The organism is Marinitoga sp. 1138 (assembly GCF_013363265.1).
In the GTDB taxonomy this organism is placed as follows: Bacteria; Thermotogota; Thermotogae; order Petrotogales; family Petrotogaceae; genus Marinitoga; species Marinitoga piezophila.
The window spans coordinates 45,447-69,935 of sequence record NZ_LBFA01000006.1; the positions used below are offsets into that span (position 1 = coordinate 45,447).

20 protein-coding genes and 1 CRISPR repeat array are annotated in these 24,489 nt (G+C 30.5%); of the genes, 9 read left to right on the forward strand and 11 right to left on the reverse strand.

The window, feature by feature from the left end; all coding sequences use genetic code 11:
- Positions 1-10 precede the first annotated feature (10 nt).
- From purN to purD, 3 genes are read left to right on the forward strand one after another with little or no spacing between them, the layout of a single operon-like run.
- Positions 11-598, forward strand: a complete 588-nt coding sequence (gene purN, locus XO11_RS02105; RefSeq protein WP_175418091.1) for a phosphoribosylglycinamide formyltransferase — start codon at positions 11-13, stop codon at positions 596-598.
- On the forward strand, positions 579-2,078 hold the full coding sequence (gene purH / locus XO11_RS02110) for a bifunctional phosphoribosylaminoimidazolecarboxamide formyltransferase/IMP cyclohydrolase (protein WP_175418092.1): 1,500 nt from the start codon (positions 579-581) through the stop codon (positions 2,076-2,078). Before purN ends, purH begins: the two co-directional genes overlap by 20 nt.
- Positions 2,079-2,087: 9 nt before the next feature.
- Positions 2,088-3,329: a phosphoribosylamine--glycine ligase gene (gene purD / locus XO11_RS02115; RefSeq protein WP_175418093.1), complete on the forward strand. Its 1,242-nt coding sequence runs from the start codon at positions 2,088-2,090 to the stop codon at positions 3,327-3,329.
- A 56-nt stretch (positions 3,330-3,385) separates the two neighbouring features.
- On the opposite strand, the gene XO11_RS02120 is transcribed toward purD, so the two are convergent.
- Both XO11_RS02120 and XO11_RS02125 read right to left on the reverse strand, forming a co-directional pair.
- A complete protein-coding gene (locus XO11_RS02120; RefSeq protein WP_014295904.1) occupies positions 3,386-3,958 on the reverse strand; it encodes a lysine exporter LysO family protein in 573 nt (190 codons plus the stop codon).
- Positions 3,955-4,230: a LysO family transporter gene (locus XO11_RS02125; RefSeq protein ID WP_041638440.1), complete on the reverse strand. Its 276-nt coding sequence runs from the start codon at positions 4,228-4,230 to the stop codon at positions 3,955-3,957. Before XO11_RS02125 ends, XO11_RS02120 begins: the two co-directional genes overlap by 4 nt.
- Before the next feature lie 319 nt (positions 4,231-4,549).
- Between XO11_RS02125 and XO11_RS02130 the strand changes: the two genes are divergently transcribed.
- Both XO11_RS02130 and XO11_RS02135 read left to right on the forward strand, forming a co-directional pair.
- Positions 4,550-6,061 (forward strand): sodium-dependent transporter, encoded by a 1,512-nt coding sequence (locus XO11_RS02130; protein ID WP_014295906.1) that lies wholly within the window; start codon positions 4,550-4,552, stop codon positions 6,059-6,061.
- A gap of 12 nt (positions 6,062-6,073) precedes the next feature.
- Positions 6,074-6,172 (forward strand): MetS family NSS transporter small subunit, encoded by a 99-nt coding sequence (locus XO11_RS02135; RefSeq protein WP_014295907.1) that lies wholly within the window; start codon positions 6,074-6,076, stop codon positions 6,170-6,172.
- Between the two features lie 37 nt (positions 6,173-6,209).
- Here XO11_RS02135 and XO11_RS02140 read toward each other — a convergent pair whose 3' ends face one another.
- The 8 genes from XO11_RS02140 to XO11_RS02175 are packed head-to-tail and all read right to left on the reverse strand — an operon-like array spanning position 6,210 to position 12,978.
- The gene (locus tag XO11_RS02140; protein ID WP_014295908.1) at positions 6,210-7,319 is read right to left on the reverse strand and encodes an SLC13 family permease; all 1,110 of its coding nucleotides are present in this window, start codon (positions 7,317-7,319) and stop codon (positions 6,210-6,212) included.
- A gap of 40 nt (positions 7,320-7,359) precedes the next feature.
- On the reverse strand, positions 7,360-8,316 hold the full coding sequence (locus XO11_RS02145) for a HAMP domain-containing sensor histidine kinase (RefSeq protein ID WP_014295909.1): 957 nt from the start codon (positions 8,314-8,316) through the stop codon (positions 7,360-7,362).
- A gap of 1 nt (position 8,317) precedes the next feature.
- Positions 8,318-8,995 (reverse strand): response regulator transcription factor, encoded by a 678-nt coding sequence (locus XO11_RS02150; protein ID WP_014295910.1) that lies wholly within the window; start codon positions 8,993-8,995, stop codon positions 8,318-8,320.
- Between the two features lie 10 nt (positions 8,996-9,005).
- Positions 9,006-9,668: a phosphate signaling complex protein PhoU gene (phoU, locus tag XO11_RS02155; RefSeq protein WP_175418094.1), complete on the reverse strand. Its 663-nt coding sequence runs from the start codon at positions 9,666-9,668 to the stop codon at positions 9,006-9,008.
- A gap of 13 nt (positions 9,669-9,681) precedes the next feature.
- Positions 9,682-10,464 (reverse strand): phosphate ABC transporter ATP-binding protein PstB, encoded by a 783-nt coding sequence (pstB, locus tag XO11_RS02160; RefSeq protein ID WP_175418095.1) that lies wholly within the window; start codon positions 10,462-10,464, stop codon positions 9,682-9,684.
- Entirely contained in the window at positions 10,454-11,278 is an 825-nt protein-coding gene (gene pstA, locus XO11_RS02165) for a phosphate ABC transporter permease PstA (protein WP_175418096.1), read from the reverse strand. The genes pstB and pstA overlap by 11 nt, the downstream gene beginning before the upstream one ends.
- On the reverse strand, positions 11,265-12,104 hold the full coding sequence (locus XO11_RS02170; RefSeq protein WP_175418168.1) for a PstC family ABC transporter permease: 840 nt from the start codon (positions 12,102-12,104) through the stop codon (positions 11,265-11,267). The genes pstA and XO11_RS02170 overlap by 14 nt, the downstream gene beginning before the upstream one ends.
- Before the next feature lie 43 nt (positions 12,105-12,147).
- Positions 12,148-12,978, reverse strand: a complete 831-nt coding sequence (locus XO11_RS02175) for a phosphate ABC transporter substrate-binding protein PstS family protein (RefSeq protein ID WP_175418097.1) — start codon at positions 12,976-12,978, stop codon at positions 12,148-12,150.
- A gap of 221 nt (positions 12,979-13,199) precedes the next feature.
- On the opposite strand from XO11_RS02175, the gene XO11_RS02180 reads away from it, so the two are divergent.
- From XO11_RS02180 to XO11_RS02195, 4 genes are all read left to right on the forward strand, one after another.
- Positions 13,200-15,371 (forward strand): sodium-translocating pyrophosphatase, encoded by a 2,172-nt coding sequence (locus XO11_RS02180; protein ID WP_014295916.1) that lies wholly within the window; start codon positions 13,200-13,202, stop codon positions 15,369-15,371.
- Between the two features lie 749 nt (positions 15,372-16,120).
- Positions 16,121-17,584, forward strand: coding sequence for a DUF2828 family protein (locus XO11_RS02185; protein ID WP_175418098.1), 1,464 nt, complete (start codon positions 16,121-16,123; stop codon positions 17,582-17,584).
- 478 nt (positions 17,585-18,062) lie between these two features.
- Positions 18,063-22,173: a CRISPR direct-repeat array (repeat unit 36 nt; unit sequence ATCCGAATATAACTACTCTCTGAAAGAGATAGAAAC).
- A 144-nt stretch (positions 22,174-22,317) separates the two neighbouring features.
- Positions 22,318-22,548, forward strand: a complete 231-nt coding sequence (locus XO11_RS02190) for an AAA family ATPase (protein ID WP_254873289.1) — start codon at positions 22,318-22,320, stop codon at positions 22,546-22,548.
- Between the two features lie 204 nt (positions 22,549-22,752).
- Complete coding sequence (locus XO11_RS02195) at positions 22,753-23,424, forward strand: Crp/Fnr family transcriptional regulator (RefSeq protein ID WP_175418099.1); 672 nt, start codon at positions 22,753-22,755, stop codon at positions 23,422-23,424.
- Here XO11_RS02195 and XO11_RS02200 read toward each other — a convergent pair.
- Entirely contained in the window at positions 23,421-24,419 is a 999-nt protein-coding gene (locus XO11_RS02200) for a LacI family DNA-binding transcriptional regulator (protein ID WP_075780278.1), read from the reverse strand. The genes XO11_RS02195 and XO11_RS02200 overlap by 4 nt on opposite strands.
- Between the last annotated feature and the right edge of the window lie 70 nt (positions 24,420-24,489).

Consider the following 24,489-nt stretch of genomic DNA (forward strand, 5'->3'; position numbering starts at 1 on the left):
GGTGAATTCAATGAAAAAAAGAATAATTGTACTTGCATCAGGAAATGGTTCCAATTTTGAAGCTATAGTAAAAAAGCTAAGAAACAAATATAAAATCAAACTAATAAGCGAAAATAAAAACGCTTATGTTTTACAAAGAGCCATAAAACTTGATATTGATTATGATTTAATAAACTACAAACTATATAAATCAAGAGAAGAATACAATCAAAAATTATTCGAATATCTAAAACGCGAAGAACCTGATTTAATAGTTCTTGCCGGATATATGAAAATACTCCCTGAATATATAGTTGAACATTTTGAAAATCAAATTATCAATATTCACCCCTCGTTATTGCCTGCATTCAAAGGCCTGAACGCTATAAAACAGGCCTTTGAATATGGCGTAAAATACACCGGTATAACCATACATTATGTTAATAATGAACTCGACGGAGGAAAAATAATAACACAGGAAGTTGTCAAAATAGAAAGAGAAGATACATTGGAAACACTTGAAGAGAAAATACATAAACTCGAACATAAATTATATCCAAAGGTAATAGATAAAATATTAAGACTTCAGGAGGTTGCATATGAAAAGAGCCTTAATTAGCGCTTATGATAAAAAAGATATAGAAATATTGGCAAAGAACCTTGTTGAAAATGGCTATGAAATAATATCAACAGGAAATACTGCAAAATATCTTGAAAAAAATGGAATAAATGTAATTCCCGTAGAAAGCATTACAGAATTCCCGGAAATACTTAATGGAAGAGTAAAAACATTACATCCCAAAATTCATGGAGGCGTTCTTGCAAGAAATATTGAAGAAGATTTAGAAGTTTTAAAAAAACATAACATAGAAAAAATAGATCTCGTATATGTAAACCTCTATCCATTTGAAGAAAAATTGAAAGAAGAACTTACAATACAGGAAAGGATAGAATTTATCGACATAGGTGGTCCAACATTAATAAGGGCTGCAGCTAAAAACTTCGAACACACAATAGTTATAGTTGATCCTGAGGATATTCCAATGGTTATAGAAAAAATCAAAGAAAATAATATTGACTTTGAAACAAGATTATCCCTTGCCTCAAAAGCTTTTAATCTTACAGCATATTATGATTCATTAATATCAAATTATCTCAACAAATTAATCAATAAAAAATTCCCAAAATATTATACCCCTTCATTAAAACTAAAAAACAAATTAAGATACGGAGAAAACCCTCATCAGGATGCAGTATTCTATGAAAACACATTTGAAGAAGGATTTTTCAACACCTTCGAACAATTAAATGGTAAAGAATTATCCTACAATAATTTAAAAGATATAGACGTTGCCTGGAAAGTGGTTAATGAATTTGATAATGAAAATGCATGTTGCGCTGTAAAACATCAAACCCCATGTGGTGTTGCAATAGGAAAAGATAATTTAGAAGCATATAAAAAAGCGTATGAATGTGATCCAATCTCCATATTCGGTGGAATTGTTGCCTTTAATCATACAGTAACTAAAGAAACGGCACTTGAAATGAAAAAACTCTTCTTAGAAGTAATAATTGCACCAGAATTTGAAGAAGAAGCATTAGAAACCTTAAAAAAGAAAAAAAATCTAAGAATTATAAAAGCTCATAAAAAACCATCAGAAAAAAGGGAATTTTCTACAATTGATGGTGGAGTTCTTGTTCAGGATAGAGATACAGAACTATTTAATAAATTTGAAGTGGTAACTGAAAAAGATATAGATGAAGAGCTAAAAAAAGAATTAATTTTTGCCTTTAAAGTAGTAAAACATGCTAAATCAAATGCAATTGTCGTTGCAGGTAATCAAATGGCAACAATAGGTTCAGGGCAACCAAATAGAATATGGGCAGCAATAGATGCATTAAAAAGGGCAAAACACCCAATAGTATTAGCTTCTGATGCATTCTTCCCATTTGATGATGTTGTTAGAGAGGCTGGAAAATACAATATAAAAGCTATTATACAGCCAGGCGGTTCAATACGCGATGAAGATTCAATAAAAGCTGCAAATGAACTGGGAATAGCCATGATATTTACAAAAATGAGACACTTTAAGCATTGAGGTGATAAGATGAAAGTAATGATTATTGGCAACGGCGGGAGAGAACATGCATTAGCCTGGAAAATATCTCAAAGTCCATTAGTCGAAAAAATATACTGTATCCCCGGAAATGGTGGCACATTTAATGAAAACAAATGCGAAAATGTCTATATAGACAATATTCATGACATAAAAGAATTCGCTAAAAATAATAATATAGCCCTTACAATAGTTGGACCGGAAAAATATCTTGTTGAAGGAATAGTCGATGAATTTGAAAAAGACAGCTTAAAAATTTTTGGTCCAGACAAACGCGCTTCAATGCTTGAAGGAAGTAAATCATATGCAAAAAACTTCGCTAAAAAATATAACGTTCAAACTCCAGAATATTCAGTATTTAATAAATTAGACGATGCAATAGAAAAGATAAAGGAAGTAAAATATCCAGTGGTAATAAAAGCCGATGGCTTAGCTGCTGGAAAAGGGGTAATAATCGCCAAAAATTACGAAGAAGCAGAAAAAGCTCTTTATGATTTTATGGAAAACAAAATATTTGAAGAGGCTGGAAAAACAGTTGTTATAGAAGAATATATTGAAGGTTATGAAATGTCTGTGTTTGTGCTTGTTGATGGAGAAAATTATAAGATATTCCAGACAGCAAAAGACCATAAAAAAATATTTGAAGGTGAAAAAGGACCTAATACAGGTGGTATGGGAGCAATTTCTCCACATCCCTTATTAAACGAAACATTATTTGAAAACATTAAACAAAAAATAATAAAACCAACAATAAAAGGTATAAAAGAAGAAAAATTAAATTACAAAGGTATTTTATTTATTGGATTAATGATAAAAAATAATGAGCCATATCTCCTTGAATATAATGTAAGATTTGGCGATCCAGAAACACAGGCTATGCTCCCATTATTGGAAAATGATATTGCAAAAATCTTTTTAAAAACAGTAGAAGGAAAATTAAATGAAGTAGAATTAAAATGGAAAAACAAAGTTTCATGCTGTGTTGTCGCAGCCTCAAATGGATATCCGGGAAAATATGAAAAAGGCTATGAAATAAATATCAATACAGAAGAAATTGTTTTTCATGCAGGAACAGCAATAAAAGATAATAAACTTATTACAAACGGTGGAAGAGTTTTATCATTAGTAACTATGGAAGATACACTTGAAAAAGCACAAGAAAAAGCGTATGAGGAAATCTCAAAGATTTCTTTTAAAGGAATATATTATAGAAAAGATATAGGAAAGTTATAGCTACAATATAACTAAAACCCCGGGAACTCTTAAATTCGGGTTCTCGGGGTTATTTTTTAAAAAATCAAAGTGATTATTATAGGAATTGATATTGAAAGCAAAACTCCATGACCAAAACTTATTAAAATCTTATCCTTATCAACACTTTTTGAAACAACTCCCAGAAGCGTATCCATAGACGGAGCACCTGCTATACCAATAGCTCCTAATTGAGAAACTCTTGCATATAATGGTATTAATAAAATTCCAAGAACTTCTCTAAATACATTGGACAAAAATGCCACAGCACCTAAAAACGGCGAATATAATGAGCTAATCATAACTCCAGATAAAGAATACCATCCCATTCCAGCAGCAGCACCCATTGCTTCTTTAAAAGTTAATTGAGTAAAAAACGAAACAAAACCACCAAAAACAAGACTTCCAAAAATTGTTAAAGATGTCTGGATTAATATTACCTTTAAACTACTCTTTAACTTTGATAATATACGTTCTTCAGATCCAATATCAACTCCAACTGAAAAAACCAATAGCATAAGCAAAACAGTAATTAAATTCGATGGAAGATTAATATCTATAAAAAATCCACTTATTATTCCTAATACAACAGCAGAAAGCAATAATATCATTTCACATCATTCCTTTTAAAAAAGAACTTTTCATATATTGTGGCCAGTAACGCACTTCCTAAAATTGCAAAAACAGCAATTATAAATGAAAGATATCCTATTTCAGAAAGTTGTTGTATTAAATCCTTATCAGAACCAAGTTCAAACCCCATAAAAAAAAGCAATAATACAGTGACAATAGTAACAACATTCCATTTTCTCAAAAATTGAAATTTATTCTTAATACCAAGAACAAACCCTAAAATAAATGCTGCCAGGATTAAATACAACATCCTATCACCCCTATATATAAAAAAATTGGCAACTGGAATTTCAGTTGCCATATATATTATATCACAAAAATCACTTTTTGTCAAGCAGATGGTTTATTAAAAGACTTTAATGTTTTGTTTGTTATTATTGTCACTTATATTACAGGGTATTGACAACAAAAAAATTTTATGGTATTATAGGATATGATTTACATGTATGAAATATTTTTCATGGAAATTTGTTATATTTTTGTACTAATTTTAATAAAGTAATTAAAATCGAAAACTTAAGATGTAAATATTAACATATATTATCTTTACATAGAAAGGGGTGTTAACTTTGGCTAGACAAAAGTGGGGTTCAAGATGGGCGTTTGTTTTAGCAGCCGTAGGTTCTGCCGCAGGTCTTGGGAATGCCTGGAGATTCCCATATATGGCATATTCCAATGGAGGTGGAGCATTTTATATTCCATATTTCATTGCTCTATTTCTTGCTGGTATACCAATTTTAATGGCAGAATTTGGAATAGGTCAGGGTTTACAAAGTAGTGCTCCAAAAGCTCTGGGAAAAATTTCGAAAGGTGCTGAATTTATCGGTTGGTGGGCTGTATTAACTGGTTCTATAATCGTATTTTATTATAACGTTATTATGGCCTGGATTTTTAACTATTTATACTTCTCATTTGGTCCTGCATGGAAAGGTGATCCAAAAGGTTTCTTCTTTGGTGACTTCTTAAAATTAACAGATGGCCCTGGACAATTAGGTGGATTAAGATGGCCAATAGTTATTGGATTATTAATTGCCTGGTTATGGGTATATTTAATATTAAGAAAAGGTACAGAATCAGTTGGAAAAACTGTTATGTGGACTGTTCCATTACCAATTATTCTCTTAGTTTTATTAGGAATCAGAGGTGTAACACTTGAAGGTGCAGCCACAGGTTTAAATTTCTTATTTGAACCAAACTTTGCAAAATTAGCTGAACCAAGAGTATGGGCTAATGCATTTGGACAGATATTCTTCTCATTAAGTGTTGCATTTGGTATTATGATTGCATATGGTAGTTATAATGATAAGAAAAATGATGTTGCTAATAATGCTATTATTACTGCTCTTGGTAACTCAGCAACTTCATTCCTTGCTGGTATCGCTGTATTTTCCGTTTTAGGATATATGGCTACACAAATGCAGGTCCCAGTTGATGAAGTAGTTAGCGGTGGAATTGGATTAGCATTCGTTGTTTATCCACAGGCTATTTCATTAATCCCTGGCGGTGCTGTAGTTCAGTCAATAATTGGTTTAGCATTCTTTATTATGTTATTAACACTTGGTATTGACTCAGCATTCTCACTTGTTGAAGCAACAGAAGCTGCAGCTGGAGACAAATTTAAAGTAAATAAGAAAACATTCTTAGTTGGTTTCTCAGTATTAGGATTTATCTTCGGACTCTTATTTGCAACACAAGGAGGATTATACTGGTTAGATATTATCGATCACTATATGGGAACATATGCATTATTGGTTGTTGGTATATTAGAATCAATTGTTATTGGCTGGGTTTTTGGTGCAGAAAAATTAAGAGAATACATCAATTCAGTTTCTGAAGTAAAAATCGGTGCTTGGTTTGACATTTCTTTAAAATACATTATTCCTATTGTTTTAATCTCCATTTTAGGATTAAATATCTATGATGAAATGAAAAATCCATACGGCGGATATCCAGCATGGGCATTAACAGTTGGTTTTGTTATTTTCTTAGCTGTTCCAGTAATTGGATATATACTTGCTAAAATGCCTTCAAAAGACGAAAAGTATAATGAAAAGGTTACTGAAATTACAGTAGAGGATTAAGGGGGCGAAAATATGTCAGGAAGCGCAATAGCATTCATGATTTTTGCAGGTGTTGTATTATTTGGAGGATTAGCCTGGTCATTAAATATAGCAGCAAAACACAATAAATAATTATATAAAATAAACAGGCGCGTAAATTCGCGCCTGTTTATTTTATTATTAATGATATTAATAACAATGAAATTAAAAAATATGGTATTGCATATTTATGATATGTTTTCATTCCATTTTCAATCTTAGAAATTCTCAATCCTATAATATTTGCAAGAGAACCTATTATAAATCCTGTTCCAGCCAAATTAACTCCATAACTTAAATAATACCAGTTATCTGTGTAGTTAGATAAAAATATAGTTGCAGGAACATTACTTATTATCTGCGACAATCCTGTACTAAACAAAAACAAATTTTTTCCATTATTCAAACCAAAATGTTCAATAAAATATTTTATTTCAGGTATCATGGATAATATATTAAAATTAATAAAAAACAGAATAAAAAGAAGAATTATATTCCAATCACATTTAGATATTACTGATTTTTTAGTAATTAAATAATAAACAAAAATTACTCCTAAAAACAAATAAAAAAAATCTTCGTAATTCGAAGAAATTATGTACATTAAAAGGATTATTAACGAATTAAAAAAAGCGTTATTATCGTATTTTTCATCACTAATAACTATTTCCATTTTCTTATTTTTCACAAGAAATGTTGCATATACAATCAAAAGGAAAAATTCCAAAAGAAAAAAAGGCATCATTTTTAAAATAAAATTAAACACACCTGTGCCATAATTATGCCATATAAATATATTTTGAGGATTTCCAATAGGAGTTAATGAAGAACCAATATTTACAGCTATTATTTCAAGAATTATTATTCGAGAAAAATCAAAATTTACCAGTTTTTTTAGTTTTATTGTTAAAGGAATTACAATAAAAAGCGTTATATCATTGGTCAAAATCATCGCCAGAAAAGTTGAAATTATTATTAAAAAATATACAAGATTCCTTTCATAATGCGCCTTTTTAACCATAAATATCGCTATATGGTGAAAATAATTTGATAGTTCAATTGATTTAGTAATTAATAATAATCCCGAAAGAAAAAATATTGTTTTCCAGTTTATTAATTCTGGATATTGAACTGGTGAAATTTTATACATAAATGAAATTATTATTAAAAAAACAAATAAAAATACTATCAGTTTTTCTTCCATTATATACTTTTTTACTCTATCTATTGCAATCACCATCCACTATGTAATTTGCATATATATTATATCATATACTTTTTTACATATCTGTATTCAAATGGATAATAAACGTAGAACCAACCATCCATTGAGAATTATATTCTATTTTATAACCTGCAAGATTACACAGATATTTTACTATAGCAAGTCCAAGACCGGAACCACGAGCATATTTTTTCGCATCAACTCCACGATAAAATCTCTCAAACACTCTTTCCTTTTCTTCATCACGTATTCCTATTCCTTCATCTTTTACTATTATTTTATCTTCAAAAATAGATACATATACCCTGGAGTTTTCATATGAATATTTTACTGCATTTGAAATAAGATTTCTCAATATTGTATAAATTACAAAAGGATCTCCTTTAAGCATTTCTACATTTAAATCCAGATCAATACTAACATTCTTTCTTTTAATTTTCTCCTCGAGATCATTTTTTACATCTTCAAAAATCTTTTGAGGATCAAAAATTTCGAATTTTAAAACATAATTCTCAAATTCAGCCAACGATAACAAAGTCAATTGATCAAGAATCCTCTCTATTTTATTAATAGAATCTCTAACCTTCTTTAATGGTTTAATCGCTTCATTATCGTTTAAAATATCCATAGCAAGATATATATTACCTTTTGCAACAGACAATGGTGTTCTTATTTCATGGGATAATGAAGTTATAAAATCAGATTTCACCTTTTTTACCAATTCCTTTTCTGTTTGATCCTTTATAATCAACACATTATAATTTGATAGATATTTTAAAAAACAATATTTACTTTCTCCCTGAAAAAAATAGACAGTGGTTTCTATTTCAAAATCTTCATTATTAATAATAGCTTTAATAAACTCATCTATTTCATTAAACGTAATTATGTTTATTAACTCAATTCCTTTCTTAAATCCAAAATCCATTGCCGATTTATTAATTTCCTTCACTTTTATCTTATCGAGTTCAATATACGCTTCTTCTATAAAATCCAGGATTTTCGTATCCATATTATTCCTCCACTTCCCATGCCTGAGGATTAAACTTATATCCAAAATTCCTTACAGTTTTAATCCATCCTTTTCCTATTTTAGATCTAATCATACTAATATGAACATCTACAACTCTATCTGTTATATAATCACTGTCAAACCAGATTCTATCAATAATTTCTTCTCTTGAAAAAATCTTCTTATTATTTTTAGCTAATAACAGCAAAATTTCAAATTCTTTTGCAGTTAAATCTATTACATTATTTTTATGTTTAACCACATAATTTCCAGAAAAAATTTCAAGTGGTCCAAATTCCAATTTCTCATCTTCGTTTTTAAGTCTTTTTAGAAGAGCACGCACTCTTGCAACAACCTCTCGCGGATTAAACGGCTTTGTTACATAATCATCAGCTCCACTTTCTATTCCATATATCTTATCCCTATCTGTATTCTTTGCAGAAACAATTATAATCCCGGTATTTCTATTTGCTGAACGAATATAAGGGAGAATTTCCACAGAATCTCCATCAGGAAGCATAATATCAAGAAGAATAATATCCACATGATTTTTAGAAAGAAATGCTTTCATTTCCTGAATATTTTCAACCTCAAAAACATCATATTTTTCAATTTCCAGATATGTCCTCAAAATTTCGCGAATATCACTATCATCCTCAACAATTAAAATAGATGCCATTATTCCCCTCCTAAATATATTTCAATATTTCCTCTCCTTTTTCAATATACACAATCTCCTCACAAAGATTAGTAACCTGATCAGAAATTCTTTCAATATCTCTTGCTATTAAAACATATGGAATAATAGAACGTTCATCGTATTTCCCATTTTTAAAATCTTCTAATATATTTTTTCTATTTTCTATTTCAAGTTCGTCTATAATGTTATCCTTTTTCCATATTTCTATTGCAAGTTCTATATTCCTTTCATTAAAAGCTCTGAATACCTCCTTAAGCATCTCTAAAGATAAACCTATCATTTTCAGCATATTTTCATTTAATTTTGCATGTTCGTTTAACTCTTCAAATTCAAATGTTTTTTGCGCTATATTACAGGACAAATCTCCTATTCTTTCGAGATTATTGGAAAACTTTATCATTGTGATTATATATCTTAACTCTTTTGCAAGGGGATTATACCTTGCAATTAATTGATAAACCTCTTCTTCTATCTTTCTATTTAAATTATCAATTTTATCATCAAGATCTAATACTCTTTTAGCCAGCATTTTATTATTTCCTTCAAGTGCTTTAATTGACATATTAAAAGACTCAAGAATCAACGATAACATCTTTGATATATCAGCCTTTAAAATCAAAATTTCATTCTCAAAATGATGTATATTTTTCATTATATAACCCCCATTATCCTATTCTTCCATTTAAATAATCTTCGGTAAGTTGATTTTGTGGATTTTCTATTATCTCAGAAGTTTTTCCGCTTTCTATTAATTCACCCTGATACATAAAATAAAGATAATCTGAAATTCTAATAGCCTGAGAAAGATTATGCGTTACAATAACAATAGTATATTTTTCTGAAAGTTCCTCTAAAAGCAACTCTATTCTCTGAGTCGCAATTGGATCTAAAGCAGAAGTAGGTTCATCAAGCAATATAACCTCTGGATCGACAGCAAGCGCTCTTGCAATAACAAGCCTTTGTTGTTGCCCGCCAGAAAGTGCAAGAGCAGACTTATGTAATTCATCCTTTACCTCTTTCCATAATGCTGCTTTCCTTAATGAAATTTCAACTATCTCATCAATCTTTTGCTTATCTTTCACTCCATGAATCTTCAAACCAAAAGCCACATTCTCATATATAGACATGGGAAATGGCACAGGTTTCTGGAATACCATACCAACCTTTTTCCTATATATTGTAAGATCAATTTTACTATCATATATATTCTTTCCTTCAAAACAAATCTCCCCACTAATTCTATATTCCGGTATAGTATCATTCATTCTATTAATGCTTCTTAATAACGTAGACTTTCCGCATCCAGATGGCCCTATAATAGCACTTATCTTATTCTCCTTAATAGTTATATTAATATCTTTAAGAGCCTGTTTATCACCATACCACGCATTAAAATTTCTTACAGTAATTATATCATTACAACTTTTAATTATTGTTTCAGTTGCCATTTATCTTCCTCCTCAATCTAAACGCAAAAGAATATATTATTAATACTACTATCATCAATACAGAAGCTGTTCCCTTTGCCATCCATTGTGCATCAGCTCCATATGCCATAACAATATTATATATATGTGTAGGCAAAGTCATTACAGGATCTTTTATACTTCCTGGCAATTGCGTTGAATAAAAAACAGCAGCTGTAAGCAAAACCGGGGCAGTTTCTCCCATAACCCTTCCAGATCCAATTAACACAGCTGTTAAAATTCTCGATTTAGCTGCAGGCAATATTACCTTAAATATCATCTCCGTTTTCTTTGCACCAAGTGCATAAGCCGATTCTCTTAATACATCTGGAATAGCCCTTAAAGCTTCTTTAGTTGCAGATGAAATTATTGGCAATGCCATAACAGAAAGCGTTAAAGCTCCTGAAATTAAAGATGTTTTTAATCCCATTGTAATAGAAAACAACGCGAGTCCAAAAAGTCCGAAAACAATAGAAGGAACTCCAGACAACGATGTTATAGCTATATCAAGTAATCTTCCAATTCTATTATCGCCATACTCTGAAAGAAATATTCCCGTTAAAACTCCAACAGGTATCGATATTGCAAGAGTTAAAAATAACAAATAAAAACTTCCCAATATTGCAGGAAAAATACCTCCTTCTGTCATCATATCTTTTGGAAATTGTATAAAAAATCCAAAAGAAAAAAACCTTATACCATCAAAAATAACAAACGCAAATATTATAAATACTATAGCAAAAAGCAAATAACTAATACTTCTAAACACAACAGATACAACCTTATCTCTTGCCATTTTCATAACTCCTCACAAAATTTTTTGAAGATATAGTAAGAATAACAGAAATTACCAATAACACAAGCCCTGAAACAAATAGAGCAGAATAATGAATACTTCCAATTTCCACCTCTCCCATCTCACTTGCTATTGCAGCAGTTAATGGTCTCACAGGATCAAAAATAGATTGTGGAAGCATATTCGCTCCTCCCGCAGCCATTAATACAACCATTGTCTCCCCAATTACCCTATTGATTGTTAAAATAATGGAATTAACTATTCCAGGCAACGCTGCAAGAGTAACAATCTTAAATACCGCTGTAAATCGTGTACTTCCCAATGCCAGCGCTCCTTCCTTCAAACTCTTATCAACAGAACTCAAAGCTTCCTCCATTAATGATGCTGTATATGGAAAAGACAATAAAACAAGTCCTGACACAGCTAACAACATATTTTCCGGAGACCATGCTCCTATTTCTAACATCAACGGAGAAAGATAAATTACAAGAAACATACCAATAATCACAGATGGAACTCCAGAAAGAAGATCTATTGCAGACTTTATTAATCTTTTTTCAAATGGCTTTGCATATTCATACATAAAAAAAGCTACAATATATCCTAAAGGGATAACTATAAGAGATGTAAAAATCGTCAATAAAATAGAATTAATTAACATAGTTAAAATACCGTATTCAGGCTCATCATAAGTTGGATACCAGTTAAAACTCGTGAATATTTCTATACCGGCACTTTTCAATGCCGGTATAGACTCATGAATAATAAAAACAAATATCAATATCAAAGCCCCTATCCCCAGAAATGCAGTTATATTAATAAGCATAAAATTCAACTTATCTTTTAACTCCCTCAAAAAAATCACCTCATTAAAAACCATATGCCGCTACATATCCTGCCTTTTCAACAAGTTCCTGTCCTTTTTTCGACAATCCAAACGTGATATATTCCTTAACAGGTCCAGATTCAGGCCATCCATTTGTTACATCTATAAACATATATAAAGGTCTTGAAATCGGATATTTAGCAGTTAAAATATTTAATTTTGTTGGTTTTACGCCTTCAACAGTTAACACTTTAACCTTTTCAGAAACATATCCAACTCCAACATATGCAATTGCATATGGATTTCTCGCAACCTGGTCAATTTCAAACTGAGTTGATTCAACCATCTTCACAGTAGGAAACATCTTTTCTCCATCTAAAACCTTCTTTTCAAACGTCTCAAATGTTCCAGATGCAGTATTTCTCGAATAAATAACAATCCTTTTTTTAGGTAAATTTGGATCAACCTGATTCCACATTCTAAGTTTTCCAGTATAAATCCCCTTTAAAGTTTTTAAAGTGATATTATTAATCTTCAATCTTGGATTTACAATTATTGCAATTCCGTCATATCCCACAACTATTGGCGCAAAATATAATCCTTCTCTATTCATCTTATCTATCTCTTTCTTCTTTAAAAATCTACTTGCATTTGCAATATCCGTAGTCCCATTAAACAAAGCTGCTATTCCTGTTGATGATCCTGCACCTTCAAGTGTAATTTCAATTTCCGGGTTATTCTTTTTTAATTCCTCAATCCATAATTGAGCAATTGGAAACACCGTATTTGATCCTTTAATAATCAATCTTTCAGCAAAACCTTTACCTAATATAGCTAATACTAAAACAAGAAATAACCCTATACTTTTTTTCATCTTCATTCCCTCCTATTTTTTATTTTTACATCTGTAGTATAGATTAAATTTTTTTAGCATTTTTTTGCTTATATTAAGAAATGTTAAGATGAAAAATCTAAATAACATATTACTTTTATCTATCAAAAAGTGGTATAATTAAAATAGAGAAATTTTATTTAAATAGAATTAGTGCAAAATTTCATTAAGTAATCACAAATTCTATAAAGTGGGGTGGGACAATGTTGCTGTATTTATTAATAACAGTACCTCTTTTAGCCTTATTATTCGCAATGTATAATTATCGTTCTGTATTAAAATTGGATGAAGGTACAGAAAGAATGAGTGAAATAGCCTTAGCAATACGAGAAGGCACCAGAACATTTATTAATCACGAGTACACAACAGTTGGAATATACATTGTATTTATTTCTATTATCCTGGCTATAGTAACAGATATAAATACCGGCATTGCATTTGTTATAGGAGCTATAATGAGTGGTAGTGCTGGTTATGTCGGAATGAAAATGGCCACATATGCAAATGTTCGTGTATCCAACAGCGCAAGAACAACCAAAAATATTGGAAAAACACTAAAAGTTGCTTTTCAAGGCGGAAGCGTAATGGGATTATCAGTAGCAGGATTTGCATTATTGGGACTAATTATAATATATATAATATTTGGAAAATGGCAGGGATTACTCAACATCGAAAATATAAAAGTAATAAGAAATTGGCTGGGGATAAGCTATATTCCATTTGCAATGGTCATCTCTGGTTATGCTTTAGGTTGTTCTGTAATTGCAATGTTTGATAGAGTCGGTGGTGGAATATATACAAAAGCCGCTGATATGGGAGCTGATCTTGTTGGAAAAACAGAATTGGCCTTACCAGAAGATGATCCAAGAAATCCTGCAACAATAGCAGACAATGTCGGAGATAATGTTGGTGACGTTGCCGGATTAGGAGCAGATTTGCTTGAAAGTTATATAGGTGCAATTATCTCTTCAGTAATATTAATACTATATGCCAGCTTTATTCTATCAAAAAACAATTCCATCATATCTTATGAAACCACATATAAATTAATAGTTTATCCTGTTATCTTTGCAATCATGGGATTAATAGGCGCAATGTTGGGAATATTCTATGTAATAAAAAAGAAAAGCACAGACAACCCTCACAAAGAACTAAACACTTCACTTCTATTCTCTGCAACCTTTACAGGAATATTTACTTTAATAGCTGGATATTATTACCTCAAAGACCTTCCTCAAAATGAATTAAAGCTACTTGGATTTAAATATGGCATATTTTCACCATGGCTATCAGCTATGTTAGGAATTATTTCTGGTATTATAATAGGATTATTAGCTGAATATTACACAAGCGACAAATACAAACCTACACAAGAATTAGCCACATTTGCAAAAGGCGGTCCTGCAATAATCATTTCAAAAGGTATGGCTTTAGGAATGAAAAGTGTACTGTATCCTGTCTTCATGCTAATGTTTGGAATTCTTCTTGCAAATTATTTTTCAGGATTATACGGTGTTGCAATGGCTGCAATGGGAATGCTTTCATTTGTAGCCGCAACTGTCTCCGTTGATTCATATGGCCCAATTGCTGACAATGCCGGAGGTATTAGTGAAATGGCAGAACTGGACCCAGAAGTAAGAAAAATCACTGATATGCTTGATTCCGTTGGAAATACAACTGCAGCTATAGGAAAAGGATTTGCAATTGGTTCTGCTGCATTTGCTGCCTTATCCTTATTTGCATCATATGTCTATTCACAAATTAATCCGGATATGGCAGTTGATTTAAAAACACTTTTAAATATCAATTTAATAAGTCCAAGAACAATTGCAGGGGCATTATTTGGAGCAGCATTACCTTTTTATTTTAGTGCATATTTAATTGATGCTGTTGTAAATGCAGCCGAAAAAATGGTGGAAGAAATAAGGAGACAATTTAGAGAAATCCCTGGACTAATGGAAGGAAAAAACAAGCCTGATTATAATAAATGTATAAAAATAAGTAGTGAAGGAGCTTTAAAAGAAATGAAAACACCTGCTTTAATTGCTGTATTAACTCCTATAATTTCAGGATTCATTTTTGGTACTGAATTTGTAGGAGGACTCCTTGCAGGAACTACCTTTAGTGGTGTAATGCTTGCAATTTATACAGCAAATGCAGGTGGTGCATGGGATAATGCAAAAAAATACATTGAAAACAATAATCTTGAAGGTGAAGGAAAAGGAACAGAAGCTCATAAAGCCTCAGTTGTTGGAGATACAGTAGGTGACCCATTGAAAGACACTGTTGGTCCTTCATTGGATATATTAATAAAAATCATGGCTGTAACTTCCTTAATTACAGTTTCAGTATTCAAAATATATCATCTATTTTGATTTAAACCATAACAAAGACTCTCCCGGACATTTTATTATGTTCCGGGAGAGTTGTTATTTAAGTATATAGGTGGCTATTTTTAATTTTTTATTTTAAAAGCTATAAATAGGATTTTGAGATTGCTATAAAATATTTATTTATAACTAACATTCTACATAAATAGTCACAATTTTTCTGACAATTTATTATAATAAATATATTTTTACAAAACAGAAAAGTATTGATAATATAAACGCAATAATCATTGATTATAATATCAATGTAATTTGGAAGGCTCAAAATCCTGAAGAAAGGAGAGTCTTGTTGTAGCATAAGTGTATTATGTTGCGACAAGACTCTTTTTTTTATTATATACAACAAAACCGAAAGGAGATGATATTTTAGAAAATATTATTAAATAAAAAATTTAAATCCGGATTTTAAAGGCTCTAACAGCAAAAGATAGCTTTTTATTTTTTCATCTACAATTTTATGAACGAGCCTTGTTATATTCCCTCCTCCACAAAGGGAATGGAATTCAAAGAGAAAAATCATTAAAATCCAAAGACTTATACTGCAACAAAATATTCTTGAGCTTATTTTTTTCAACATTTCAAATGAATTTTAAAAAAGTCTTGTTTTCAAAAAAACTCAAATATTTTCAAGTCTCGAGCGTTGAGAAGAGACTTTCAACAGCAAATAAAACTACAATGTATTTTTAAATCCGGAAAATTAGCTTAATACTAAAAATTGTGGAGGAGGGAATAGTATGAATAAAAATTTCATGGAAGCATTAAAAGAAGAAGGAAACGTATATTACACAGGAAATGGAGCATTGAGTTTAAAAAATAGCGGAAATAGTTTAGTTGATTTCTTTTACAGATGTGGGATTTTAATGAACCAGCCAAAAAGATTTGAAGAATTATTCCTTAATGCATTTGCAGAAGATAAAGAAAAAGCTATAAAAATATTATTTTACTCAAGGGATGTAAGAGGCGGTCAGGGAGTAAGAAGAACATTTAGACATATATTAAAAAAGTTAGGAAATCTATACCCTGAAATAGCAGTGCAGATAATAAAATATGTACCAGAATATGGCAGATGGGACGATTTATATGCCTTTGTTGGAACAAAGGTAGAAACAGAAGCATTTGAATTTATGTATAAACAAATAATAGAAGATGTAAAAAACTATAAGGATAACAAGCCAATAAGTCTATTGGCAAAATGGTTAAAGTCCGAAAACACAAGTTCTAAACACTCTGTAAAACTTGCCAAAATAACCAGAAAATATTTTAAAATGGACTCAAAAACATATAGAAAAATGTTGTCCGAATTAAGAAAGTATATAAAAATAGTAGAAAGAGATATGAGCGAAAACAAATGGGATAACATTGAATATGAAATAGTCCCATCCCGGGCAATGAAAAAATACCATGGAGCATTTTATAAACATGATGCTGAAAGATATGAAAAATATCTTGAAGAAGTAAAAAATAACAAAAAGAAAATAAACGCAGGGACATTATATCCCCATGACATAGTAAAAATGGTATTAAATAAAGAAAATGAAACTGCAGAAATGCTATGGAAAAATCTACCTGACTATGGACTTGAAGAAGATGCCATAGCAGTAGTGGATACATCGGGATCAATGTACGGATGTGGCGAAAGTTTGATCCCAATAACAGTAGCAGTTTCATTGGGAATATACTTTGCTGAAAGAAATAAAGGGAAATTTAAAAATTACTTTATAACCTTCTCCGAAAAACCTGAATTACAGGAAATAAAAGGAGAAACATTATACGAAAAAGTCCAGACATTATCTCAGGCATATTGGGATGCGAATACAGATATAATAAAAGTATTTGAATTAATATTAGAAACTGCCAAAAAAGGCGGATATACTATAGAAGATATACCTGAAAAAATATACATAATATCCGATATGCAGTTTGATATGGCTGTATCAGACAATAGTAAAATAAACTTTGAAGCAATAAAAGAAATGTACGAAAAAGCAGGATACCCAATGCCACAACTAATATTCTGGAATGTAAGTAGTTACGGAAATGACGTTCCTGTTAAATTTGACGAAAATGGAACTGCATTAATATCAGGATATAATCCAGTAATATTAAAATACATATTGACTGGAAAAGACATAAATCCATTCGAAATAATGGAAAATGTAATAAACTCTGAAAGATATAAAAATATACATATAAACTAAAATTTCCAGCCATCTACTCTTTGTGATGGCTGGTTTTTTATATATAAAATAACTGATTTTTTGATATAAGTTGCAATTACATTTAATAAAAGATTTATAAAAAAACTAAATATAAAAGAAAAACAAAAGAAAGATATTCGCAAAATAGTCAAAATTATAAAATACGCATAAATAAACCAAAACATATCTACGAGGTTCGCAGAGGTTTATGATTTTGTAACACTTTTCAAAAACTACTTGACAAAAGGATTTTAGAATGTTATAATAAAAATAGTTCGTATACGGACCTAAATCCAAAAACACAAAATCTCTGAAAGCAGCTTAAACAAAAAAAAACTGAAAAACAGGTACGAATATAGATGAAAAGTGGATTACAGAGATTTTATTCGAAAAAATGCTGAAAATTTCAAAATTAAAAAACAGGTTCGAAAAATCACCTTCTAAAAAACGCTAATAATAACCACTCTAGAAACCAGCTATCCGAATATAACTACTCTCTGAAAGAGATAGAAACAGGAATAGTATTCCAACCATTCCTCCATTGAGTTAAACCCATCCGAATATAACTACTCTCTGAAAGAGATAGAAACTTCAGCATTTGTTGCATACCTGCACTAAGGTACCAGAGGTCATCCGAATATAACTACTCTCTGAAAGAGATAGAAACGCGTTAAACCCTCTTTTTTCTATTATTGTAAATCACTTTGTATCCGAATATAACTACTCTCTGAAAGAGATAGAAACCAATTTAATTTTTCATATTTTTTCATTAAGGCTTCATCATATCCGAATATAACTACTCTCTGAAAGAGATAGAAACAATGTACTCCGATTAATTCGCTTTCTACAAATCCATAGTTATCCGAATATAACTACTCTCTGAAAGAGATAGAAACAGCTACCTTTATTTACACTTACTTCAATACTTTCATACAATATCCGAATATAACTACTCTCTGAAAGAGATAGAAACCTCTCTGAATTTCCAATTGAGACTTTCCATCCCAGCTTCTTATCCGAATATAACTACTCTCTGAAAGAGATAGAAACAATTCTGGGATTGTTTTAAACTCATTAATATCTTCAATCCTATCCGAATATAACTACTCTCTGAAAGAGATAGAAACTACATCTATTTTTGACATTTTTATCATCCTCCTCTTTCCTCATCCGAATATAACTACTCTCTGAAAGAGATAGAAACAACCTCAGCTTGAGGAAAGCTGAGGTTTGAGAACGCCCTTATCCGAATATAACTACTCTCTGAAAGAGATAGAAACTTCTAAAGCAAATGTCAATTCTTTCCAACTCTTAAAATATACTGTATCCGAATATAACTACTCTCTGAAAGAGATAGAAACTGTATTCCACCGTTAGGATAAGCTACTTTAAATTGTTCTAATCCGAATATAACTGCTCTCTGAAAGAGATAGAAACACTAAGAGCATATATCATCTTTCCATACTCAAATCCTGTATCATCCGAATATAACTGCTCTCTGAAAGAGATAGAAACATTATATAACTTAATTATAGAAAATAAACTATTTAAAAATCCGAATATAACTGCTCTCTGAAAGAGATAGAAACCTTCATGGTGCTGAATAATTTCAGCACCAACTAAAAACTCATCCGAATATAACTGCTCTCTGAAAGAGATAGAAACTATAGATTATAAGTGGTGGTAATAAAAACCTCCACACACTATCCGAATATAACTGCTCTCTGAAAGAGATAGAAACAGCTGCATCTATAAATAGATTAATTAATACATCAAATGGAATATCCGAATATAACTGCTCTCTGAAAGAGATAGAAACTGTTTTTCTCTATTTCTATGAATAATATCATAATCAGGTTTATCCGAATATAACTGCTCTCTGAAAGAGATAGAAACATAAATGCGGTTGTTTTTACATATATAAACTACTTCATAATATCCGAATATAACTGCTCTCTGAAAGAGATAGAAACTTTTATACTATATTTTACTTCTAAAGTTTAATAAGTCTATCATCCGAATATAACTGCTCTCTGAAAGAGATAGAAACTTCAAAAATTGAATGCCCCTCTTTCTGATAATTTTTTCAAATCCGAATATAACTGCTCTCTGAAAGAGATAGAAACTTTTCTAAAATTCTTTTTCACTGTGCTTTCTTTTAATTCTATCCGAATATAACTGCTCTCTGAAAGAGATAGAAACATTTTTGCATAAACACCTATCTCAAATAAGAGTTCAAGCATATCCGAATATAACTGCTCTCTGAAAGAGATAGAAACTTCTTTCTCTTTTGTATTCGTAAGTTACTTGAATACAATCATCCGAATATAACTGCTCTCTGAAAGAGATAGAAACATATTCATTAAAGCATAATCCACAACATCCATTCTCTTTATATCCGAATATAACTACTCTCTGAAAGAGATAGAAACTGTAATACACCCCTATTAATTTGGATTCTGGAAGCCCGTTATCCGAATATAACTACTCTCTGAAAGAGATAGAAACTGATTTACTTATCTCGTCTATTGTTTCATATTCACTATCAATCCGAATATAACTACTCTCTGAAAGAGATAGAAACAATTCACCTGAGACATATCCCTCTTTTAAACTTACAATTTCATCCGAATATAACTACTCTCTGAAAGAGATAGAAACAAAAGAAAGATAAATTAGCTAAATTTTATTGATTTATTAAAATATCCGAATATAACTACTCTCTGAAAGAGATAGAAACTCTCTTGCTCCATTCACATTAATTCTAATCTTTCTTTCTAATCCGAATATAACTACTCTCTGAAAGAGATAGAAACTACGCACTGTTTGGCGAGCCGACCTCACACTGGAGACAGAAATCCGAATATAACTACTCTCTGAAAGAGATAGAAACTACGCACTGTTTGGCGAGCCGACCTCACACTGGAGACAGAAATCCGAATATAACTACTCTCTGAAAGAGATAGAAACCGATATTCTTGTTTAATACCTTTTCTAAACATCTTTTTAACATCCGAATATAACTACTCTCTGAAAGAGATAGAAACAAGAATTACTTGAAGCACCTTCTAATAAATCCATCCAAAATATCCGAATATAACTACTCTCTGAAAGAGATAGAAACTATTAATTTCATTCAATATTTCATTTATTATATCGAATGCATCCGAATATAACTACTCTCTGAAAGAGATAGAAACTCACATGAATTATAAAATCGTCGTTATAAAGGTTAATTCTATCCGAATATAACTACTCTCTGAAAGAGATAGAAACATTCCTCTTCTACTACATATTTAAATTTTTTGATTTCTTTATCCGAATATAACTACTCTCTGAAAGAGATAGAAACAGACCGTTGAAAAGGTCTAAGATTTCCTTCCTCACAGGAAGATCCGAATATAACTACTCTCTGAAAGAGATAGAAACTAATCATCCTCCTTAAGTAATTTTTAATTTTTTTTATTTATATCCGAATATAACTACTCTCTGAAAGAGATAGAAACAATACTACAAACATTTAATTCTCCAATATTGTTTATTATAAAATCCGAATATAACTACTCTCTGAAAGAGATAGAAACTATCAACAACCCATTCTGGAAGTATACATCCAGCGGTTTCATCCGAATATAACTACTCTCTGAAAGAGATAGAAACTAGACACCACCTTTCTAAAATTCTTTCTAACAGTACTTTCTATCCGAATATAACTGCTCTCTGAAAGAGATAGAAACAAATTTTTATTTACTTGTTTCATAATATCCTTGTAAAGCATAATCCGAATATAACTGCTCTCTGAAAGAGATAGAAACATAATCCTCTATTGATTTAAACCCTTCTTTTTTCCATTCTTATCCGAATATAACTGCTCTCTGAAAGAGATAGAAACAATTTTTGTTGCTGTATCAAACAAAAAAGAAAGCTCTTCTGATCCGAATATAACTGCTCTCTGAAAGAGATAGAAACCTTTTAACATTTTGTGTGAAAATGCTGATAGTAATTTCATATCCGAATATAACTGCTCTCTGAAAGAGATAGAAACGTGGAATTTATCTTTATCCACGATGGATACATAAATATAATCATCCGAATATAACTGCTCTCTGAAAGAGATAGAAACTCGTCGAGACAATAACTTGTCTCGACTTCATTGTGAGGTATATCCGAATATAACTGCTCTCTGAAAGAGATAGAAACTTTATTTATACTCGGTTATCCGCCCATTCCGAGTGCTATATATCCGAATATAACTGCTCTCTGAAAGAGATAGAAACAGTTTTAATGTAAAGTTCACCTTCTTTTACTTTAGCTATCGATCCGAATATAACTGCTCTCTGAAAGAGATAGAAACCTTTTTCTGAGTCGAACTCTTTTTCCATTACTACTAATCCTTTTAAATCCGAATATAACTGCTCTCTGAAAGAGATAGAAACCTTTTCATCAAAAGAACCATCATAGAGGCTATCGATTGCTTCATCCGAATATAACTGCTCTCTGAAAGAGATAGAAACCAACCAGAATATTGTGTAACTCTTCTGGTATTTGTATTTATCCGAATATAACTGCTCTCTGAAAGAGATAGAAACGAAACTATGATTGTTTGAAAACATAGTGTTTAAACTTTTCATCATCTAATTTACAACCACTCTCTAAAAGAGACAAAAAACTCCTGCATTGAATAATGCAGGAGTTTTTGTATATGGTATAATAACGCCGTTGGGTTGAAAAAAATGAAGGAATTAAAAAATCTTCCTCTGGGAGAAAGCAACTTTAAAACCATAATAGAAAACAATATGTTTTTCATAAATAAAAGTATGCTTATAAAAGATATTTCGGAAGGTGGAGATGTAATATTAATTACAAGACCAAGAAGATTTGAAAAAACATTAAATATAAGCATGTTAGAACATTTCTTTCCAATGAAAGAAAACAGTGAGAATTTATTTAAAAATCTGGAATGAAAAGGAAATATTAGAAAAGTATTTAAATAAATATCCTGTTATATTTATTAGTTTTCAGGGATCAGGTCGAAATTTGCAATTATCCTCCTAAAATTCGTAAAACTAATTATTTATATTATATTAAATTATCAGTGTCGAGAATAAATTTTATTATGATATAATTCAATTGATAATCTAGAGCGTCTGAAATAAAGGTGGGAAATTATGCAACAAATTTTTGAGCAAATATCGAAAACTCCTATTTTTAAATCATTAAAAATAACTGAAATAGAAGAGTTAATTTCTTCAGAAAAGATGATTATAAAATCTTATAAAAAGGATGAAATTATTAGATTTCGTGGAGAAAAGGTTAATGAAGTAATGATTTTGTTATCAGGACAGGTTAAGGCTGAAATGTCTGATACTCAGGGAAAGATCATAGAAATAGAAGAAATAAAGGCTCCAAACCTTCTTGCTGTTGGAGCCACATTTTCTAAAAATTCTATAATTCCTGTTGATATAATTGCAATTGAGAAATCTACAGTAGCATTTATAAATAAAGATGAAGTTTTAAATTTATGTATGCATAATAAAGACTTTCTGCAGGAATTGATCGAATATCTGGGTACAAAATTTGTTTTTATTTCACAAAGATTATGGTTTATCACTCTTAACAATATTAAAGATAAAATCTTATTTCATATAAAAGGAAAATTAAAAGATTCTTCTGATGATTATGTAATACTCGAATATTCTGTTGAGCAATTATCTCATTTATTTGGCGTTACAAGACCATCTCTTTCAAGAGCGTTTTCTAAACTCGAAGAGGAAGGTATTATAAAAAAGGAAGGAAATAAAATTTATATTTTGAATAAAAATATCTTTAAAGATATTTAATCTCTTTTTTTAGTTGAATTCCTTATTATTAATTCAGTTTTCAGAACTATGCCTTTGAATACCGGTCCATCTGAATTAATTATTTGAATAATAAGATTAGCTGCTGTATATCCCATTTTATATATTGGCTGTCTTACTGTAGTTAAAGAAGGTTTATAATGTCTGCTAAATGGAATGTCATTAAATCCTGTAATGCTAACATCATCAGGTATTTTCACACCTCTTTCATCAAGCGCATCCATTAAACCATAGGCTATAAGATCATTACCACCCATTATAACATCTGGAAGTTTTTTTAAATCTATTTCTTTTCCATACTGATACCCTGCATCATATGAAAAACAGGAATATATATGTTTATATGATTTAATATTATTTTTCTCCATAAATTCAGCAAAAGCTTCGTAACGCACCTGAGCACTAAATGTATTTTCATTGCCATTTACAAAGTGAAAACTTCTATGATTTGTATCGTATAAATATTGGAGCAAATCATGCATTCCCTGTTTATTATCACTTACTACATAAGAAACATCTATCCCTTTTAATATTCTGTCGAGATATACAACTTTTATCCCACGTTCTTTTAAATGCTTTAAATAAGGATTGGTAAGACCACTACCTATAAAAATAACTCCATCTATATGATTTGATTCAAATGTTTCTATGATTTTTGTTTCTTGTTCTAAATCCTGACCGGAATTACTTAATAGCAATGTATAATCTTCTTTTTTTAAATAATCTTCTATGCCTTTAACTATATGCGGAAAATAAGGGTCTGTAATATCTGGAATAACAAGTCCTATTGTTTTCGCTTTCCCTTTTCTAAGACTTCTTGCAACTATACTGGGTTTATATTCTAATTTTTTTATTGCCTCTTCTACTTTTTTTCTCAATTCTTCTTTTACAGGAGCACTTTTGTTTATTACTCTTGAAACTGTTGAGATCGAGACTCCAGCTTCCTTTGCTACATCTTTGATATTTATTCTTTTCATATTGAATCCCTTCCCATTGTTTTATTTGTAGTTTCGAAAACGTTTTCGTAATTATAGGATATCACAAATT

Coding starts and splice junctions, on each gene's coding strand:
- purN (WP_175418091.1), top strand. CDS start 11: ATGAAAAAAAGAATAATTGTACTTGCATCAGGAAATGGTTCCAATTTT.
- purH (WP_175418092.1), top strand. CDS start 579: ATGAAAAGAGCCTTAATTAGCGCTTATGATAAAAAAGATATAGAAATA.
- purD (WP_175418093.1), top strand. CDS start 2,088: ATGAAAGTAATGATTATTGGCAACGGCGGGAGAGAACATGCATTAGCC.
- XO11_RS02120 (WP_014295904.1), bottom strand. CDS start 3,958: ATGATATTATTGCTTTCTGCTGTTGTATTAGGAATAATAAGTGGATTT.
- XO11_RS02125 (WP_041638440.1), bottom strand. CDS start 4,230: ATGTTGTATTTAATCCTGGCAGCATTTATTTTAGGGTTTGTTCTTGGT.
- XO11_RS02135 (WP_014295907.1), top strand. CDS start 6,074: ATGTCAGGAAGCGCAATAGCATTCATGATTTTTGCAGGTGTTGTATTA.
- XO11_RS02140 (WP_014295908.1), bottom strand. CDS start 7,319: ATGGTGATTGCAATAGATAGAGTAAAAAAGTATATAATGGAAGAAAAA.
- XO11_RS02145 (WP_014295909.1), bottom strand. CDS start 8,316: ATGGATACGAAAATCCTGGATTTTATAGAAGAAGCGTATATTGAACTC.
- XO11_RS02150 (WP_014295910.1), bottom strand. CDS start 8,995: ATGGCATCTATTTTAATTGTTGAGGATGATAGTGATATTCGCGAAATT.
- phoU (WP_175418094.1), bottom strand. CDS start 9,668: ATGAAAAATATACATCATTTTGAGAATGAAATTTTGATTTTAAAGGCT.
- pstB (WP_175418095.1), bottom strand. CDS start 10,464: ATGGCAACTGAAACAATAATTAAAAGTTGTAATGATATAATTACTGTA.
- pstA (WP_175418096.1), bottom strand. CDS start 11,278: ATGGCAAGAGATAAGGTTGTATCTGTTGTGTTTAGAAGTATTAGTTAT.
- XO11_RS02170 (WP_175418168.1), bottom strand. CDS start 12,104: ATGCTTATTAATATAACTGCATTTCTGGGGATAGGGGCTTTGATATTG.
- XO11_RS02175 (WP_175418097.1), bottom strand. CDS start 12,978: ATGAAAAAAAGTATAGGGTTATTTCTTGTTTTAGTATTAGCTATATTA.
- XO11_RS02180 (WP_014295916.1), top strand. CDS start 13,200: ATGTTGCTGTATTTATTAATAACAGTACCTCTTTTAGCCTTATTATTC.
- XO11_RS02185 (WP_175418098.1), top strand. CDS start 16,121: ATGAATAAAAATTTCATGGAAGCATTAAAAGAAGAAGGAAACGTATAT.
- XO11_RS02190 (WP_254873289.1), top strand. CDS start 22,318: ATGAAGGAATTAAAAAATCTTCCTCTGGGAGAAAGCAACTTTAAAACC.
- XO11_RS02195 (WP_175418099.1), top strand. CDS start 22,753: ATGCAACAAATTTTTGAGCAAATATCGAAAACTCCTATTTTTAAATCA.
- XO11_RS02200 (WP_075780278.1), bottom strand. CDS start 24,419: ATGAAAAGAATAAATATCAAAGATGTAGCAAAGGAAGCTGGAGTCTCG.